This window comes from Bordetella tumulicola (genome assembly GCF_054779135.1).
This window is the reverse complement of the sequence record NZ_BAAGYU010000006.1, coordinates 105,798-122,545: the sequence shown is the minus strand read 5'-3', so window position 1 is coordinate 122,545 and position 16,748 is coordinate 105,798. Positions and strand designations below refer to the sequence as shown.

Sequence of the window (16,748 nt, the reverse complement as noted above, 5' to 3'; positions counted from 1 at the left end):
AATAAAAAAATGGGGTAGAGCCGGGCCGAAGCCGATGAAGCAGAGAACTACACCTACGCTATAGCCCTCCATGCTCCTCCTAAATGGGATGCACTGGCGCCCTAATCGCGAAAGCCGCCGTCCTCGGCTTCAGAAAAGCTCGTCCAACATCAGATGGAATTGCAGCTTGCGTTGATCGAGGTCGGCGATGCCATATTGCAGAAGGAACCTCCTCTGTAGCGACGGGCCAAACTCGCCGAGACAATTCCAGAGTATGGCAATGTCCTGGTATCGGTCAGCGATACCAACCCGGCCAACGTCGATGCAGCCCGCTACCTCGCCTTGATGAATCAGAAGATTATCAAGCGAGAAGTCGCCATGTGTCACGACCGGATCAGGTGTGAATGGCAGAAGGCGCTGCAGTGCCTCCCAGACCTGTTCGGCGGTCCAACCGTCCCGCTCCTCATCGAAATCGTCGACATCGACTAGACCCGCATCGATACGTGTCCGTGCGCGGGCAAGTCTGAAAGCGTGATCGCTGTTGAAGGGACACTCCCCAACCGGGATCGCGTGCAGCCGGCGCAGGAACGCTGCCAGAGCGTCGACAACTGCGGGGTGAGCATCGGGGCTTGATTTCAGCACTTGGTAGGCTGTTCTTCCATGCACCGCTGTCATCAGCAGCCATGCCTGACCAGGCGTGCGAACGAAGTGCGCGACGGCGGGTACGGGGATGTGTCCCGCCAGCCAACCCAGCCTTGCCATCTCGTCGGTGATATCGTCAGCAACGGCATCTTTGCCGTGTTTCAGATACAGATCTGGGGCGCGAGCCTTACCGTGTAATCGATAGACGGCACCGCCGGACTCACCGATAGCGTCGCGCGCCCACTCATACCCCGCCAGCACGGCTGACATACTTGCGGGGAGCGGTACGGCTGGGCAAGCTTGTTCCGACTCGGCATGGATCATTCAATAGTCTCCGTACGGCCGCCATGTCTGCATATGGCGGCTCTACATCATAAACGGGGGGATACCGACATTCATTAGACTTGTTTTTGCGAAGAAACACGTTTAATGGAGGCAATGCCCATGTCCCCAATCGATTCTATCTTAGGGATCAGAGATTTAGTAGTTCAGCGCGTCGAGCGGCGTCGAGACATTCACGTCTGGGCCAGGCCCACCAAGCGGCCTGTGTGCGAGTACTGTGCGCATGAGGTTGTGCGTATTAAAGCGACACATCAACGTACCCTCAAGCACACTCGGCAGGGTAATCAGTTGATGGTGTTGCACCTGAGCGTGCCCAAGTACCACTGCCCCGACTGCAATCGCTATTTCCGGCATCGGTTTTCTGGCATCCGCCCTCGACTACGCGCCACCGAGGCCTATCGGCTGGAAGTATTTGAGGCGCACGAGGGCGGGGTCAGCCAACGCAAGCTGACGGTCACCCACAGCATAGGCAGCGCGACGGTCGAGCGCTGGTATCAATCGTTCGTGAAGCGACGTGTGTCAGAACTCTCGAGCCGGGCTTGCCCGCAGGTGCTGGGCATCGACGAACACTTTTTCAGTCGTAAAAAAGGCTACGCCATGACGCTGGTGGATTTAAAGAACCATAAGGTATTCGATGTAGTGCTGGGGCGCTCAGAGTCCAGCCTGCACGGCTATTTGAAGCGTTTGCCGGGCAAGGAGCACGTGCGGCTCATCGTCATGGATTTGTCCGAGACCTACCGCCGAATTGCTTAGCGGTATTTCCCCAATGCCATGATTGTGGCCGACCGTTTTCATGTCATTCGGCTGGTCAACCAACATTTCCTCAAGCTGTGGCAACAGCACGATCCCGACGGTCGCCGGAACCGTGGGCTATTAAGCCTGATGGGCCGCCATCACTGGAAACTGACCGCCTTGCAGAAGGCCTGGCGTTGATCCGGCAGTTCGAGCAAAGTCCGGCCAAGGCGCTGGCCGCGACGTTACTATCGTGGCTGGAGCCGATCGTACGGATGTGGCGTTTCACCAAGTCCAACGGGATCACCGAGGGATTCCATACGAAGATGGAGATGCTCTCGTGTCGTGCGTTTGGGTTCAGAAATTTTGAGAATTACCGCATGAGAGTCTTGGCTCAGTGCGGTTGGAATGGCGTTATTAACCGGGTCTGATGAGTGTTCATCCCCCGTTAATGGGGTAGAGCCTGGGCTTCTATGGATTTCTGTAGAACTCAAACTGGCGGGAGGGTGGGATTCATATTTCTGTTTTTTAACATACAAATCAATTGGATAGATTTAATAAGAGAATAAATACCGTTAAAAATACCGTATTCCATACAACGTGTGTCGAATACAAGCAGGAGTTCCCCCTCGGGAGGCTTTTTGTTTAACTCCGTTTTGTTCTTCGTCCAGATCAAAGAAACCGAATTGGTTATCGTCGTTAAACCAATGAGGGCTAAATTCATCCCGAATATCGACGCGAACTAGGTGCTGTTCTCTCAAGGTCGCCAAAGCGTGGATCGATATCAATCGAACACGGGGTGATTCAGAATGGTTGCTGGATTGTTGCTGACACTAATTTGTCATGAATACGATATAGTCTGTCCGGATATACAGAACCAATGACGCTATTTGCGCCGATATGCCTACAGTAAGCACCCCATCGCCGGCCGTTGTCAGCCATTTCAACCCTGATCCTCCGCTGGGGGAAATGTCTTTCCAGCACGCATTGAGCGCTTTTCATGCGCTGTCTCAACCGACGCGCCTGGAGATCTTTCGCCTGCTGATGGAGCGTGAGCCCGAAGGCGCCGCAGCTGGAACGATTGCAGAGCTCGTGGATGGGCCTCACAACACGGTGTCGCAACACCTATCAGTGCTGGCGCGTGCTGGCCTGATCTGGGGTGATCGACAGGGGCGCAGCATCGTCTATCGGGCTGACGTTCGTGTGATGGGCGCTTTGATGTCCTTCATGCTGACAGATTGCTGTCACGGTCACCCCGAGGCCTGCGCACCGATTATCGCGGCACTGACGGGGCATTGTGACTGCGAGATTGTCGTCAACAAGAAAAAATCACAGCTGAAAAAGACCAAGGCCTGACCACCATCAAGCTAGCCGCCGATGTAGCTCATTTCAATCTTGCGTGAGCGTGGCTGGAGATGGCGAATTTCCGAATAGCGATCGTTGCGGCGGTGCCAAGCTGATTCAATGGTTTGCCTTAAGCTGACATCATCGTCTGCACCGCGCAGCAATTGCCTCAAATCGATCCCACTCTGCGCGAACAAGCAGGCATAGAGCTTACCTTCAGCGGATATCCGGGCTCGCGAACAGTCCCCACAAAATGGGCTGCTCACACTGGAGATAACACCGATTTCTCCTGCGCCGTCCTGGTATCGCCAGCGTCGGGCGACTTCACCCGTTATCGCGGGCTCCATGGGCTCCAGGCGAAAATCTCTATCGATCCTTGATAAGACTTCGGTCGATGGCACCACCGCACTCTGGCTCCATCCGTTCGTCGACCCTACGTCCATGAACTCAATGAATCGCAGTACATGACCGGAATGCCGAAAGTATCTGGCCATCGGCAGGATTTGATGGTCGTTTAGGCCGCGGCGAACCACCATGTTGACTTTGATGCTCTTGATCCCGGCCTTAGAGGCCGTGGCAATGCCTTCAAGAATCTGGTCGACAATTATCGGTGTATCCGTCATTCGTTGGAACGTGTCTACGTCCAATGCGTCGAGGCTCACATTCAGTCGCTTGAGGCCAGCTCCGGCGAGAGCGGATGCTTTGTGAGCCAAAAGCGCACCATTGGTGGTCATGGCCAGATCTACCGGAAATCCCGTTGTCGTTTTGAGACCCGCAAGGCGATCAACGAGATCTTCAATTCCCTTTCGTAGCAAAGGCTCGCCACCGCTAATACGAATCTTGCGCACGCCTAATGCGACGAATAGCCTCGCCAGGCGCTCAATTTCGTCGAAGCTGAGCAATTGATCGCGACGTAGAAACGCATAGTCGGTACCAAACACGTCCCGCGGCATGCAATAGGAGCAGCGGAAGTTACATTGGTCGATGACGGATATGCGCAAATCGTGTAACGGCCGGCCCAGTCGATCATGTAGCGGTTTCCCACGATCGTCTAAAGCCGATCCCAGTGACCAACGGGCTCGTCGTGTGCGGCAATCAAGCAACGGGGCTTCAAGCATATCGAAATATGAGCAACCGATTGACAGGCACGCGGCAGCAATGCCGCGTGCCTGCATATTATCTATTCTGGTGCGCCGGCGAGTATCCATTCAACCACCTGGCGGGCGTCTTCCTCGGAAATTCCCGGGTTGGGAGGCATGGGTACAGGCCCCCATGTTCCCGCGCTACCATTCTTGATTTTTCCAACGAGAAGATCTTTCGCGTTCGGTTCATCTTTGAATTTTTCGCCCACAGCCCGATAGGCGGGACCCACAACTTTCTTGTCGATAGCGTGGCAGGCAAGGCAATTATTCTTCGTCAGAATAGAAGTGACTATTTGATCGGGTGCTGCCACAGCAGTCACCGAGGCCAGCATAAGAACTGCGGACATGCACAACTTGTTTACACGCATAACGCTTGATGCTCCAGTCAGATGAAAACTATGCGAGAGTGAAGCGCCGGCTCTTGAAACTCACCGTATTCTTGAACTCTTCGACGGAGCCCACTTTGCGAATATTCCCCCAGGCTCCCTTGTAGTACGGAATGATGTTGCGATCCGTCCAATCGGTGGTGACGTCCCCCTGGATGCCGTTGACATAGCCGAACATCATGAATGTCTGGCCGCGCTTGATCTCCGGGACCGGATAGACCATCGCATAGGTCGATCCGAAATCGTTGTACACCTCGACAATGTCGGATGCCTCCACTGCGAGTTCCTTGCAGTCGTCGGGGTTGATTTCGATGTAGGCCATCGGGTAGCGGTCTTGAGCAAAGCTACTGTATTGATCGTGATACGCCGTTTGCCAGATCTCGTTATTCCGTCCGTTGTTCAGCCAGAATTTGAATTTCTTTCTCTGGGCTTCGACGATCTCTGGAAGTCCGTTCCACTGTGCGGGCTTGAAATGAGCCTTCCCGTCATCGGTATCGAATTTCCCGTCGGTATAGAGCATCTCGGTGCCCTGTAGATGCCCATCCGCATATGCTTTGACCGGCAACTGTACCCCATTGTTGCCCGCCGCTTTTAGGCGCTCATACGTGACCAGGTGGCCAGTATTCCCGCCCTGGCTATCGATAGCTGGCGCTCCTTGTTGGCCTGCTCGTCGGAATCCATCGTTAAAGGCGTCCTCCTCAGTCTTCCAATCAAAGCCGGAAAAGCGTTCGACCATCGCGGCGTTGCCTTCCTTTTCGTACAGCGTCTTCAGTGTATTGGCGATGCGGGCAGCAATAAGGCAGTCCGCCATAGCCTCGCCAGGAGGGTCCATGAATTTTTCGGATAGGCGTATCCGCCGCTCGCCATTCATTGACGTCAGGTTTGTTTCGCCGGGATGTGCGGCAGGCAACAGCAAGTGAGCGGCTTCGGCAAGTTTCGTGGGGTACAGATTGATGCTGGCGACAAAGAGGCCACCTTTCGTTGTCGCGTCGTAGATGATGTCGACGAGCTCTTCGGTTGACGCGCCGCGCGCCTTTAGCATTGCATTTTTTACGATCGCCGAGCGCTTGAGAACTGCCTCGCGCAGCGCTTGAGCATTATTGCTGGTCTGGAAGTTATTGGATCCCCACCAGGTCATGATCCGGCCGTTACCTTTGATGAGCTCCTGATCGATATAGATCTTTTTGTCCCCGGGATAAGGAGGTCTTGCGTAGCCTTCCTGATGCCCTCCCATGCGAACACATCCCGTGCCGCGCCGACCTACATTGTGAGTGGCGATGACTAAATCCAGAAGCGCCGACTGGATCATGTAATTGTCGTTGCCCCAGATGATCCCTTTTTCGTAGGCATGCATAGTGCGAGGCAGTTGGCCGCTTTGCTTGGGTTTGTAGGACCATTGCGCTGCCTTCTTCAGATCATCTATAGATACACCGGTGATCTTGCTGCACTCTTCCAGCGATAGGCGATTAGTCTTGACCGCTTCGTCAAAGCCTGCGGTGTGTTCCTTGATAAATGCTTGGTCGATCCAGCCCTGCTCGACGACATAGGTGAATAAGCCATTGAACAGGGCAGTGTCAGTACCTGGCTCGATGGCCAAGTGCAGGACGCGGTCTTTCCCCGCGATTTGGCGGGCAATGGAAATAGAGGGTGTATCGCGTGGGTCAACGAAAACGATTCGGGTGTCTGGGAGGTCTTCCTCTAAGAATCGTTCCTTCTTCTTGGCCGTCGTCTGTCCGTACAGATTCGGCACCCAGTGGTTGAGGAAGTAGTTTGTTTGCGACTCATAGGGGTTGTTGCCGATCGACCAGAGAACATCAGCGAGTTCGGCGTCTTCATAGGCGTTGTTCAGTTCACCAATGCCCATCTCGCGGGTAGCGTGGCACTCGGAGTTGTAAGCCGGCCGATTGTGGATGCGTACCATCGGGGTTTGCAGGGCAGAGAACATCAGCTTTCCCGACGCCCACGTGTTTTCAAAGCCTCCGCCAGCACCACCATGATCAAAACAGGAGAAGACGATGCCTTCAGGACCGTCGCTGTCAAGCACCTTCTTCAACAGCCCTGCGTACAGCGCCAAGGCTTTCTCCCACGGGACATCAACCCATTGATCGGCAGCGTACAGTCGAGGCTGTTTCAGACGAGCTTTGCCATCGCCGTCGGGCGTGTACATATAGCTGGCCATTCTGCCGCCCCGAGTCGAGCTCAACCCACTGTTGACCACGCATTCCCGGTCGGGGACGATCATGATGTTGTGGCGCGAGCCGTCGCGTTGTGTGATGACATTGGTCATCGCGGGCGTCAGCGTGACAGCAAAAGGTGGGAGCTGTTTGCGAAAGTCCAGCCCGAGGGCGTTCTGCTCCGGCGCTCGGCCCCCTTCTCGTTGCTCGGGCCATTTGTAAACATGGTAGCCGCAGCCGACGATACAGAAGTGACAGGTTAGGTTAGTCCGTGCAGCATCCTTGGGCGGCAGCGCGATACGATCTTTTGTCTTGGCCATGAGTACCTCCGTTTCAGAGAACGTTGGCCTGACGGCCATAGATCAGGCCTTCGACGCCGACCGCGGCAATGGCATCGGTGCCAGTGTCATAGCGCAGAAGAATCCTGGGGAGGTTCTCCGTTGCCTGTCCACATATCATCTGTCCCGCCCGCTCGGCGTCGAATTCGCTGAAGTGGCACGGGCACTTGAACGTCTTGGTTTTTCCGTCGAACACCGTAGGGCAACCCATATGCGTGCACAGCGTGCTGTATGCCACGACGTCACGCTCAGGGCCAACGCCGCCCGGGGTTGGACGTCCGAGTTTGACTGCTACGCAGGGCGACCCCTCATCTGGATAGGTGAACTGCAGCGGCGCTTCGACAGTGAGTTGCTTTGCCGCTCCAATGGACTTTTCAGGATAGGGTAGGGATACACCCGTTGCTGTGGGCTCGGCGGGCTGGGCGTGAACCGAAGCGATAGGAATCAGCGCCGCAGCGGCTGCCACTCCGCCTGATCCACTGACCTTGAGAAAGCCGCGTCGGGTCAAAATAGGGGTCTCTGACATGTCGTTAATTCCGGTTGAAACGAAATGACGGTTTCAGTACTCTGTACCTGCTATAAGCAAAGGATGTGCCAATTCCGAAAGGATCAGGTGTACAGAGACAAATAACCAGGAGATGGGTGCGATGTCGTTCCAGCTAGGTAACATTGGCCCGGCGGCGCCGCGCCCTGCGTTACCGTTTGGTAACCGCCGTAGGTACCTTATTGGCGGTATGGCAGCGATTGCCTGTTGCGCCACAGCCAAGTTGAGTCAGGCGGAGACGCCAATCCGTTTGGGTACTACGCCTGTCTTCCTTGATGATCAGCTCCAACTGCTCGAGATCTGGCGTGCAGACCTACAGGCCTCATTAAGGCGAGATGTTCAATTCGTTCAGCGCCGTAGCTATGGTGAAATCGTTGATTTGCTGCTGCGAGGGCACATCGATGCTGCCTGGATTTGCGGATACCCCTATGTACTCAATGCGGATAGATTGCGTCTTTTGGCCGTGCCGCAGTACAGGGGAGAGCCGCTCTACCAGTCCTATCTGATCGTGCCAAAGGCAGATGATGATACGCAGGATGTTAGAGATCTCCGTGATCGTGTTTTTGCCTACAGTGATCCGTTGTCGAATTCAGGTTTTCTTGTGCCGAGGACTGAGTTGATATCCACTCACTTCGATCCTCTGAGTTTCTTCCGTAAGACGTTTTTCACTTTTGCCCATAGCAAAGTTGTCGAAGCCGTATCAGCTGGGCTCGCCAGTGGTGGGGCAGTGGACGGATATGTGTTCGATAACATCGCATTGAGGTTTCCCGCACTCTCGGAAAACGTCCGCGTGGCCTGGCGATCGCCGGATTATGGCTTCCCCCCCATCGTTATTAGTAATACCGTGGCCTCGGATACCGTTGAGGCATTACAGGAAGCGCTATTGAAGATGCACAACCGCCCGGATGGCCGGCTTATCCTTGACCGTCTGATTTTGGATAGATTCGTGGAGAGAGGAGATTCTCTGTACGATGGAATTCGGCGCTTGGTACAAGTATCTGCTGGCGACCAAGCCGGCTCGGAGGCCACATGAACCTGAGCCGTTGGAGTCCTTGGTCACGGGTCAGCTATCGCTATAAGGTTCCACTCGCTCTGGCGGCAGCGATTATTCTGACTGAAGTTGTCGTGACCTTTACGCTGCTGCGGACTGTGTATGTCGGCATGCTACGCGACACACACCAAAGTGCATTGGCCCTGATCCAAGTTCTGTCTCTTTCCGTGCGTGAGCCTTTGGTACGAGATGATCTATGGCGCGTCTATGAGGCGCTGCGCATTCCGATGGCAGCCGGAGATGGCGGTTCGGGATTAAAGGCGATCATTGTGATCGACCCGCGTATGCGGGTATATGCCGCATCGGATCCAAATCGGTATGCTGTTTTGTCCTCCATTGCAGCACTCCCCCCGGCGTTGCGCGCAACTGCGGAAACGCTGCGAGAGGGGAATGAGACGTTTCTTTTCAATGCAACAGACCGTTTTGAAGACTCGCTTGCGGTAGCTGGCGCGGCCATCACATCGGAAGATGCGGGCTTGGCCGGATATGTACTGGTTGCGTATGACCTTCGAGTTTGGCGGCAGCGCCTGAATGGCCTCGTCAGGCAGGTGCTGCTTATCAGCATACCGGGCTTGCTGCTGTTGTTGCTAATCGGCTGGTGGTGGGGGAATAAGATCGCTCGCCCACTACTGTCTTTAGCGCACGTGACACAGCGCGTGGGGCGTGAGCCGATACAGAATATTGATCTGTCGATTCCGAAAGGAGGTAGCGACGAGATTGCAGTTTTGGGGCGTAGCTTCTCTTCAATGCTGGCTCAATTGGAACACCAGGAGGCCCTTAAGCGAGACATGGTGGCTGCCGAGCGGCTGGCGGCGGTAGGACGAGTCGCCGCTGGTGTCGCACATGAAATCAATAATCCGCTGGGTGGAATGCTCAATGCACTGGATACCCTAGAGAAGCATGGTCAATATGATGAATTGACCGGTAGGACCATTGGACTGACGCGCCGCGGCCTTCAGCAGATTCGCACTACGGTCAACGCGTTATTGGTGGAGGCTCGGTTGGACTCGTCGTCGATAACTCCAGCCGACTGGCAAGATTTGAGGATGTTGATAGAGCCTCAGCTCGTTGATAAACACGCCCTATTGCTTTGGAATGTTCCTATCAGCCAAGTATTATCGTTGCCATCGCATTTGGTTCGACAGTTGACGCTGAATCTGCTGATTAACGCCAAGAATGCAGTTGAGCCCGGAGGCAGTGTGAGCTGCGCAACAACGGTTTCGGACAAGGTGCTGAGGATAGAAATTGCCAACTCTGGGACCGCTATTCCCCAAGAGGCCCTTGCTCATCTTTTCGAACCCTTCCGCGTTGACAATCAGAGCGGAGGAAAGACCCGAGGTTTGGGGCTGTGGGTGACTTACCAGATAGTGACGCAGATGCAGGGCACCATCGAAGTGTTGAGCGAGCTGGATTACACCGCATTCACTGTGACACTGCCACTTTACGAAGACAAGCAGGTATCGAGCAAGGAGGTGCAATCATGAGCCAGCCCCATGTTTGTTTGATTGAAGATGACGTCATCATGGGGGAGTCTATCGTCGAGCGTTTTCGCCTGGAAGGCATGCAAACGGATTGGTTTGCCTGTGCAGTACAAGCCAAGGCGGCGATCAAGGCCAACGCCTATTCCATTATTGTCAGTGATGTGAGATTACCCGATATTGACGGTGACGAACTCTTCTGTCAGATGATTGCTGAAGGCTGTACCGTGCCCCCTTTTATCCTGATGACCGCCTATGCGACGGTTGAGCGAGCGGTCAGTCTGCTGAAGCTGGGCGTCAAAGACTACGTCACAAAGCCGTTCGATATCTCCACGCTGGTCCAGAGGGTACGTGACTTTATGCCGCCCGATCTGGTGTATGCCGAGAGCATAGAGCTAGGGGTGTCCCAAGCGGCACGTGACTTGTACCGGCTTGTTCCCAGGGTCGCCGGTCGGGCGTCCGCCGTTTTGGTGACTGGCGAATCAGGCGTGGGCAAGGAAGTGCTGGCACGCCTGATCCACCGCCAAGCCAGCGCTGAATCAACGATACGGCCTTTCGTCGCCGTCAACTGTGGAGCTATCGCGCCCACGCTGGCTGAAGCGGAGTTCTTCGGCTACGAGCGAGGTGCTTTTACTGGCGCTGAAAAAAGCAAAAAGGGGTTTTTCGAGCAAGCTCACGGTGGAACTTTATTTCTGGATGAGGTGGGTGAGTTGTCGCTTGCATTACAGGCTGCACTGTTGCGGGCGATACAGGAAAAGCACATTCGTCGTTTGGGTGCCGAACGCGATACGTCAACGGTGTTTGACCTCATCTGTGCCACGAATCGAGCTCTGCCAGATATGGTCGCTAATCGTGAGTTTCGGGAGGATCTTTACTACAGGATCAACACCATTACTCTGCAGGTAGAGCCATTAAGGAAACGGCCTGAGGATATCTCGTGGTTAGCCAAGCGATTTGCAAGTAGTATCGCGCAACGGCTTGGCGAGCCGGTGAAATCTCTCCATCCATTGTCGTTGATGAAGATGCAAACATACGCATGGCCCGGCAATATTCGCGAGCTCCATAATCGGATAGAGCGCGCTTGTCTGGTCAGTCAAGCAGATGTCTTGCTGCCGGCAGATATCTTCCCAGACCAGGCAGAGACGGGTACTGGCACACAGTTTGCCATGTTACCGCAGGGCGAAGCCACGTTAGTTTCTTATCAAGAAACCTGTGAACGGTTGTACATCGAAGAGGCATTGCGCCGCCACGGTGGACGGATACAAGAGACGGCCGACGCGCTGCAAATTTCCCGAAAGAACCTTTGGCAGAAAATGAGGCGACACAGCATTGAAGGGAAGGGCCACATTAGTGGTAAAGGCCTAGATGAGCTCAAGGCAGGATCATGACGGCCTTTTGAATGTCAATGTCGCGTGGTTCGCTTGAGCCATGTCCAACAATGCCAATAGTGCTTCTGGACGCAGGTGCGTAAGGTTGTAATCGACCACAATTTTGTTGAACATGGCTGGCTCCTCTGCGATGAAATATCTATCGCATTGACGTTCCTAACAACAGTGCTTTGCCCGAGTCGTTTCTCGACGTGTATTGAACGTGCCCGCCTGCCCCGAGTCAGAGGCGCAGCACGCCGCTGTGCTGGTTTTCTCTTCGCGGGCGTGGAAGGTGGGTATGCTGCCGAGTGTGTGGTACGTTTCCCATGCGACGCCGGCTGGGTCGGTAGTCCAGTGCTTGTTAGAGCGGGCATAACAGCACCCTATTTGAGACTCCACACGAAAGCCAATGTCGGCAACTTCGAGTCGGCTGCGCAAATCCAGCAGTTCTTCTTCCGAATCAACCTGGAGGCCGAGGTGATCAACGCCAACTGTTTCTCCTCGCCGAGAAATAGCGAAATTGATGCGAGGATCGTCCAGCATCCATTTGGCGTAGTCGGCCTTGACGACCGACGGAGCTTGGCCAAAGAGAGTGGAATAGAACTGGACGCTTTTGTCCAGGTTTTCTACCGATACGTGTACATGGAACCGCTTCATGGCCTGTCTCCTGAAATGAGGTTTGAGGCTGGACGTTAATTCCATACGTTTTTGATATATGGAATTAATCAAGCTTCGTCAAGTCCCAGACGTTACTGCTTAGCGTGCAGAGATAATTCCACTCACTGGGCTGCCGATTCATGCGCCATGGCTTGGCGACCGAGTCGAGCGATGTCCTCCGCCATCCCCTTGCGTTCGCTATATCGGTCGGTCAAGTAATCGCTACGATCACGAACAAGCAAGGTGAATTTGTATAGTTCTTCCATGACATCGACGACGCGGTCGTAATACGGGGACGGCTTCATCCGGCCTGCCTCATCGAATTCCTGGAATGCCTTGGCCACAGAGGATTGGTTCGGGATGGTCACCATCCGCATCCAACGTCCCAGAACGCGCAACGAGTTGACTGCGTTGAATGATTGAGAGCCGCCCGACACCTGCATGACAGCCAGAGTACGCCCCTGCGTGGGACGGACACTTCCGGTCTCCAATGGCAACCAATCGATCTGGCTCTTAAAGACACCAGTCATATTCCCGTGCCGCTCTGGGCTACACCACACCTGTCCTTCGGACCAAATGGACAGCGCCCGCAACTCTGCCACCTTTGGATGGTCGGCTGGTACGCTATCGGGCAAAGGCAGGTCGCGAGGGTCAAAAATTCGAGTTTCTGCACCTAAGCGAGTCAGTATGCGGGCGGCCTCTTCGGTAAGTAGGCGACTATAGGATCGCTCACGCAGTGAGCCGTACAGCAGCAAAATCCGGGGTGCGTGATCTGAGCCGCTCGATAGTGCCAACTTCTCATGAGTCGGGATATCGAGCAATGCCTCTTCCAGGCCGGGCAGTTCGAGATCGGAGGGGGAGGAGTAAGTCATTTTAAACACGCTTAGTCATGTGCAAGTTCAAGAGTAGGGCGGCTGAGCCAGGCGGCGAACCAAAATGCCGTAGCCAAGACAAATGCCACTGCAAGGATGGCAGCGAGCACGCTGGCGTAGGACGAACTAAGCCCCCATAGCGCGGCGGCGCCCAGTGGTGCGGCAGCCCGTGCAAATGTCATGGGCACGGTGAGCAGACCGTTAATAGCGCCGTAGGCGTGCCGGCTGAGCATTTCCGGAACCACCATGCCGCGAACGATGGTAAAGATCCCGTTAGCTGCGCCGTAGGTCACGCAGATCGCGGCAACAGTCAGAAAGTCGAGGTTCAGAAACGCCAGGGCGCCAAAGGCTAGCGGGAATACGGTCACCACGGCTGTACCGACCATACGCATTGATGCGCGGGCTGCAAACATGCTGACGACGATGCGGCCGGCGACTTGGGCTGGGCCGATCAACGCAATCGCTTGTACGACTGAGGCGGTATCGAGACCGCGCTCGAGCAGCAACGGGTACATATGAAAAGTGAACGCCGAAAACATTGCCGCGTACGCGGTCAGTGATAACAGCAGCGCCCAGAAAACGGGGCGTTTCAACGCTGCTTGGACAGCATCCTTGCTTTGTTGTCGCTGGTGGCCAGGATCGATATCGCCCTCTGGCTGGGCATCACGCGTCGGTTGGATAAAGATCAGATAGGCACCGGTACAAATGATGCCGTTGACCGCCGCTAAGGCGATCAGCGCCTCGCGCCATCCCCACTCGTTGAGCAGCCATTGCACCAGTGGGATGAACGCCGTACTGGCAAATCCGCCCCACAATGTGAGCGCCGTTATTCCGCTGCGGGACTGGCTTGCCCCCATTCTTCGGGCAATGACTGCGAATGCGGGTTCGTACAGCGTCGCGGCCTGTAGAGCGCCTATTCCAGCTACCAGCACATAGAAGGCGACAAGCGAGGTCACTTGTGACCAGAGCAGCAAGAGCACCGCGGCGAGTAAAGACGACAGCCCCATGACCCAACGGCCGTGCCCTCGATCCACCGCGACGCCGACCGGGTATGCCGCCAGCGCGGCGAGGACCAGGCCGAGCGTCGCCGCGCCATACAAATCAGGTTTGCTCCATCCAAGTTCGGCGCCCATTGCCTCCGCGATCAACGGAAAGCTGTAATAAAGCGACCCCCAAGAGCATATCTGACCCACCCCGAGGGCGGTAATCAGTCCATGCGCCTTGACGGGAGAGGAGCCGCCGTTGATTGCCGCAGAGGATGGCATCATCGTCGCTTAGCTGACGCGCTTTCCGTTCTCGTTGATGACGGCCTCGCCATCTTCTTTCACGAAGGCGCCTCGTTGTGGCTGTTCCAGAATGTCCAGAACCAACTCGGATGGCCGGCATAGCCGTACGCCCACCGCAGTGACGACAAAGGGACGGTTGATGAGGATTGGGTTGGCCAGCATGGCATCGATGAGCTGTTCATCGGACAGTGCCGGATCATCCAGGCCGAGCTCGGCATAAGGCGTGCCCTTTTGCCGGATGGCTTCGCGCACCGTCAAACCGGCGCGCGAGATCAAATCGATCAGGGTCGCGCGGTCTGGCGGGGTTTGCAGATACTCGATGACCTGCGGCTCGACGCCGGAATTTCGGATCAGCGCGAGGGTGTTGCGGGAGGTCCCGCACTGGGGATTATGGTAGATGGTGACGTCGCTCATGATAGTCCTCAAGGTGATAGGAGAGAAGGGGTGTTGATATGGGCAGTAACCTCTACCGCAGTAGACTTTGCAGTACGCATTACGCCAACAAGCGTGGCCGAAGCAAACCCAGTCCATTCGCCGTAGCCAACAAGCCAAAGGCCTGGGGCCTCCACGGCTTGGGTGCCATGAACGCGCACTTTGCCGTCCGGATGTACGATTCCCAGAGGCTCCAGGTGATCCAGAGCGGGTCGGAACCCTGTGCACCAGATCACCGCGTCTATGGCAGTGGACGTACCGTCTTGCCAGATGACACCTTCGGGCGTGAACCGGATGAATGGCCGCACGGATTGCAGTACGCCTCGAGCACGGGCCTCACGCACGGGTGGGACCATGACCACATCGCCAAAGCCCCCCGGAAGGTTCTCAGGAGCCTTGCCTTGTTGCAGTGCTTGCCAGCGCGCCGTAGCTCGCTCAAACAGGACGCGACCGTCGACATCGTCTGGCAGAAACAAGGGCTCCGCTTGCGTGACCCAGGTCGTTTGCGCGACTTGCGATACTTCCGCCAGGATCTGGGCGCCCGAGTTGCCCCCGCCCACGACGAGCACTCGCTTTCCGGCGTATGGAGTAGGGCAGCGGTAGTGCGCGGAATGAATCTGTTCCCCGTTGAAGGTCTGTATACCCTCAACGGGGGGGATATAGGGCGTACTCCAGGTCCCAGTTGCACTGACGACGGCCCGGCTGCGCCATTGCCCGTTGACAGTTTCTATAGCGAAATCAGAGTCCTCACGTCGAACCGCCGTGACCCGCACCGGGCGTTCCACGGCAAAACCGTATCGGTCCTCGTACCGGGATAGGTAGTCAACCACCTGGCCACGTGTCGGATAGCCTTGGGTGGCAGGCATGGGCCAGCCAGGCAGCGAACTCCATTGGCTAGGTGAGAATAGATGCAAGGATTCCCAACCAAGGCGCCAGGCGCCACCAGATTCAGGCGCAGCGTCCAGCAACACAAATGTCAGATCGGTGCGCTTCAGGAAATACGCGACTGCGAGAGCACTTTGTCCACCACCAATGATGACGACATCGGCGTGCCGAGCATCTTGGGCGTTCATGGCACACATCCCTCAGCGTCATCTACCGAGGCAGCACTCAAACCCGTACAGCATTCGGCCGTCAGATATTCCACTAGACCGTACATCAACGCGATGTCGGCCCGATAGCGCATATAGCGGCCCTCCTGTTCGACCGTCAGCAGTCCGGCCTGGGTCATTGCCTTCAGGTGGAACGAAAGATTGGTGGGCGGCAGGTGTAATTCGCTGGCGATCTGGCCGGCGACGCAGCCTTCGGGAGAGGCGCGTACAAGCAGGCGAAAGATGTCGAGCCGTACGCTCGAGGCCAACGACTCAAAGATAGGAATGGCGGTGTTTTTATCCATATCTCAATACTACAACAATAGTTGAATAATTGTAGTAACAGAAATACGACTGTCATAAATTTGTCATGTAAGGATTGCATTATGTCTGTAATTCACGACATATGGAATGGTAATGGATGCGATAGATATTCCCGCAAGCCGGGCGCAAGCGACAGTCAGCGCTATCGATATTCCGATTTGCTCACGGTCGGAGAATCTGGATGTTGCCGCCGCATTTGGCGCCATCGGTCACACGACCCGCCTAGGCATTTTGCGGACTCTTATTCAACAGGAGCCATACGGTATCGAGGCCGGCAAACTGGCGTCTTTGGTCGGTGGACCGCGGAGCACGGTTTCTCAACACCTGGCCAGCTTAGCCAAAGCCGGCTTGGTTGTAGGCGTGCGGACACAAGAGGAAGTACGGTATCGCGCTAACTTGGAGGGCCTCTACGGCTTGCTCGAGCTGCTGTTGCAAGACTGCTGCAGGGAAAACGATGGCGTATGTATCCCGAACGATAGGCACTCGTCTGGCGCTTTTGGTTTTGGTGCTCGTTGATTGAGTATCGATAGCAGAAATGGGCGCCCGCTGAGAAGGCCTGCGCCGATA

16 protein-coding genes and 1 pseudogene are annotated in these 16,748 nt (G+C 55.6%); 6 read left to right on the top strand and 11 right to left on the bottom strand.

Features of this window, described 5'->3' with window-relative positions; translation table 11 throughout:
* Nucleotides 1-129: 129 nt before the first annotated feature.
* On the bottom strand, nucleotides 130-945 hold the full coding sequence (locus ACYVDM_RS04510; RefSeq protein WP_415789116.1) for an APH(3')-I family aminoglycoside O-phosphotransferase: 816 nt from the start codon (nucleotides 943-945) through the stop codon (nucleotides 130-132).
* A gap of 105 nt (nucleotides 946-1,050) precedes the next feature.
* On the opposite strand from ACYVDM_RS04510, the pseudogene ACYVDM_RS04505 reads away from it, so the two are divergent.
* Both ACYVDM_RS04505 and ACYVDM_RS04500 read left to right on the top strand, forming a co-directional pair.
* A pseudogene (locus ACYVDM_RS04505) lies at nucleotides 1,051-2,126 on the top strand (transposase).
* A gap of 469 nt (nucleotides 2,127-2,595) precedes the next feature.
* Nucleotides 2,596-3,051, top strand: a complete 456-nt coding sequence (locus tag ACYVDM_RS04500; protein WP_415789114.1) for an ArsR/SmtB family transcription factor — start codon at nucleotides 2,596-2,598, stop codon at nucleotides 3,049-3,051.
* Between the two features lie 11 nt (nucleotides 3,052-3,062).
* Here ACYVDM_RS04500 and moaA read toward each other — a convergent pair whose 3' ends face one another.
* The 4 genes from moaA to ACYVDM_RS04480 form a co-directional block, all read right to left on the bottom strand.
* The gene (moaA, locus tag ACYVDM_RS04495) at nucleotides 3,063-4,157 is read right to left on the bottom strand and encodes a GTP 3',8-cyclase MoaA (protein WP_415789636.1); all 1,095 of its coding nucleotides are present in this window, start codon (nucleotides 4,155-4,157) and stop codon (nucleotides 3,063-3,065) included.
* A 62-nt stretch (nucleotides 4,158-4,219) separates the two neighbouring features.
* Nucleotides 4,220-4,528: a c-type cytochrome gene (locus ACYVDM_RS04490; protein WP_415789112.1), complete on the bottom strand. Its 309-nt coding sequence runs from the start codon at nucleotides 4,526-4,528 to the stop codon at nucleotides 4,220-4,222.
* A 49-nt stretch (nucleotides 4,529-4,577) separates the two neighbouring features.
* Nucleotides 4,578-7,061, bottom strand: coding sequence for an arsenate reductase (azurin) large subunit (locus ACYVDM_RS04485; RefSeq protein ID WP_415789110.1), 2,484 nt, complete (start codon nucleotides 7,059-7,061; stop codon nucleotides 4,578-4,580).
* A gap of 13 nt (nucleotides 7,062-7,074) precedes the next feature.
* Nucleotides 7,075-7,605 carry an arsenate reductase (azurin) small subunit gene (locus ACYVDM_RS04480; RefSeq protein WP_415789107.1) on the bottom strand — a complete coding sequence of 177 codons (531 nt, stop codon included), beginning with the start codon at nucleotides 7,603-7,605 and terminating at the stop codon, nucleotides 7,075-7,077.
* Nucleotides 7,606-7,726: 121 nt separating this feature from the next.
* On the opposite strand from ACYVDM_RS04480, the gene ACYVDM_RS04475 reads away from it, so the two are divergent.
* Genes ACYVDM_RS04475 through ACYVDM_RS04465 form a run of 3 tightly spaced genes read left to right on the top strand, consistent with a single transcriptional unit; the run spans nucleotide 7,727 to nucleotide 11,540 of the window.
* Complete coding sequence (locus tag ACYVDM_RS04475) at nucleotides 7,727-8,656, top strand: substrate-binding domain-containing protein (protein ID WP_415789105.1); 930 nt, start codon at nucleotides 7,727-7,729, stop codon at nucleotides 8,654-8,656.
* A complete protein-coding gene (locus ACYVDM_RS04470; RefSeq protein ID WP_415789103.1) occupies nucleotides 8,653-10,158 on the top strand; it encodes a sensor histidine kinase in 1,506 nt (501 codons plus the stop codon). Before ACYVDM_RS04475 ends, ACYVDM_RS04470 begins: the two co-directional genes overlap by 4 nt.
* Nucleotides 10,155-11,540: a sigma-54-dependent transcriptional regulator gene (locus ACYVDM_RS04465; protein ID WP_415789101.1), complete on the top strand. Its 1,386-nt coding sequence runs from the start codon at nucleotides 10,155-10,157 to the stop codon at nucleotides 11,538-11,540. The genes ACYVDM_RS04470 and ACYVDM_RS04465 overlap by 4 nt, the downstream gene beginning before the upstream one ends.
* Nucleotides 11,541-11,696: 156 nt before the next feature.
* On the opposite strand, the gene ACYVDM_RS04460 is transcribed toward ACYVDM_RS04465, so the two are convergent.
* From ACYVDM_RS04460 to ACYVDM_RS04435, 6 genes are all read right to left on the bottom strand, one after another.
* Nucleotides 11,697-12,176 carry an ArsI/CadI family heavy metal resistance metalloenzyme gene (locus tag ACYVDM_RS04460; protein ID WP_415789099.1) on the bottom strand — a complete coding sequence of 160 codons (480 nt, stop codon included), beginning with the start codon at nucleotides 12,174-12,176 and terminating at the stop codon, nucleotides 11,697-11,699.
* A gap of 122 nt (nucleotides 12,177-12,298) precedes the next feature.
* Nucleotides 12,299-13,048, bottom strand: coding sequence for an arsenical resistance protein ArsH (gene arsH / locus ACYVDM_RS04455; protein WP_415789097.1), 750 nt, complete (start codon nucleotides 13,046-13,048; stop codon nucleotides 12,299-12,301).
* Between the two features lie 11 nt (nucleotides 13,049-13,059).
* Nucleotides 13,060-14,316, bottom strand: coding sequence for an MFS transporter (locus ACYVDM_RS04450; protein ID WP_415789095.1), 1,257 nt, complete (start codon nucleotides 14,314-14,316; stop codon nucleotides 13,060-13,062).
* Nucleotides 14,317-14,322: 6 nt separating this feature from the next.
* A complete protein-coding gene (gene arsC / locus ACYVDM_RS04445; RefSeq protein ID WP_415789093.1) occupies nucleotides 14,323-14,748 on the bottom strand; it encodes an arsenate reductase (glutaredoxin) in 426 nt (141 codons plus the stop codon).
* Between the two features lie 8 nt (nucleotides 14,749-14,756).
* Nucleotides 14,757-15,839 (bottom strand): ArsO family NAD(P)H-dependent flavin-containing monooxygenase, encoded by a 1,083-nt coding sequence (locus tag ACYVDM_RS04440; RefSeq protein ID WP_415789091.1) that lies wholly within the window; start codon nucleotides 15,837-15,839, stop codon nucleotides 14,757-14,759.
* Nucleotides 15,836-16,162, bottom strand: a complete 327-nt coding sequence (locus ACYVDM_RS04435) for an ArsR/SmtB family transcription factor (protein WP_415789089.1) — start codon at nucleotides 16,160-16,162, stop codon at nucleotides 15,836-15,838. The genes ACYVDM_RS04440 and ACYVDM_RS04435 overlap by 4 nt, the downstream gene beginning before the upstream one ends.
* A 112-nt stretch (nucleotides 16,163-16,274) precedes the next feature.
* On the opposite strand from ACYVDM_RS04435, the gene ACYVDM_RS04430 reads away from it, so the two are divergent.
* Nucleotides 16,275-16,697: an ArsR/SmtB family transcription factor gene (locus tag ACYVDM_RS04430; protein WP_415789087.1), complete on the top strand. Its 423-nt coding sequence runs from the start codon at nucleotides 16,275-16,277 to the stop codon at nucleotides 16,695-16,697.
* The last annotated feature ends 51 nt before the right edge of the window (nucleotides 16,698-16,748 follow it).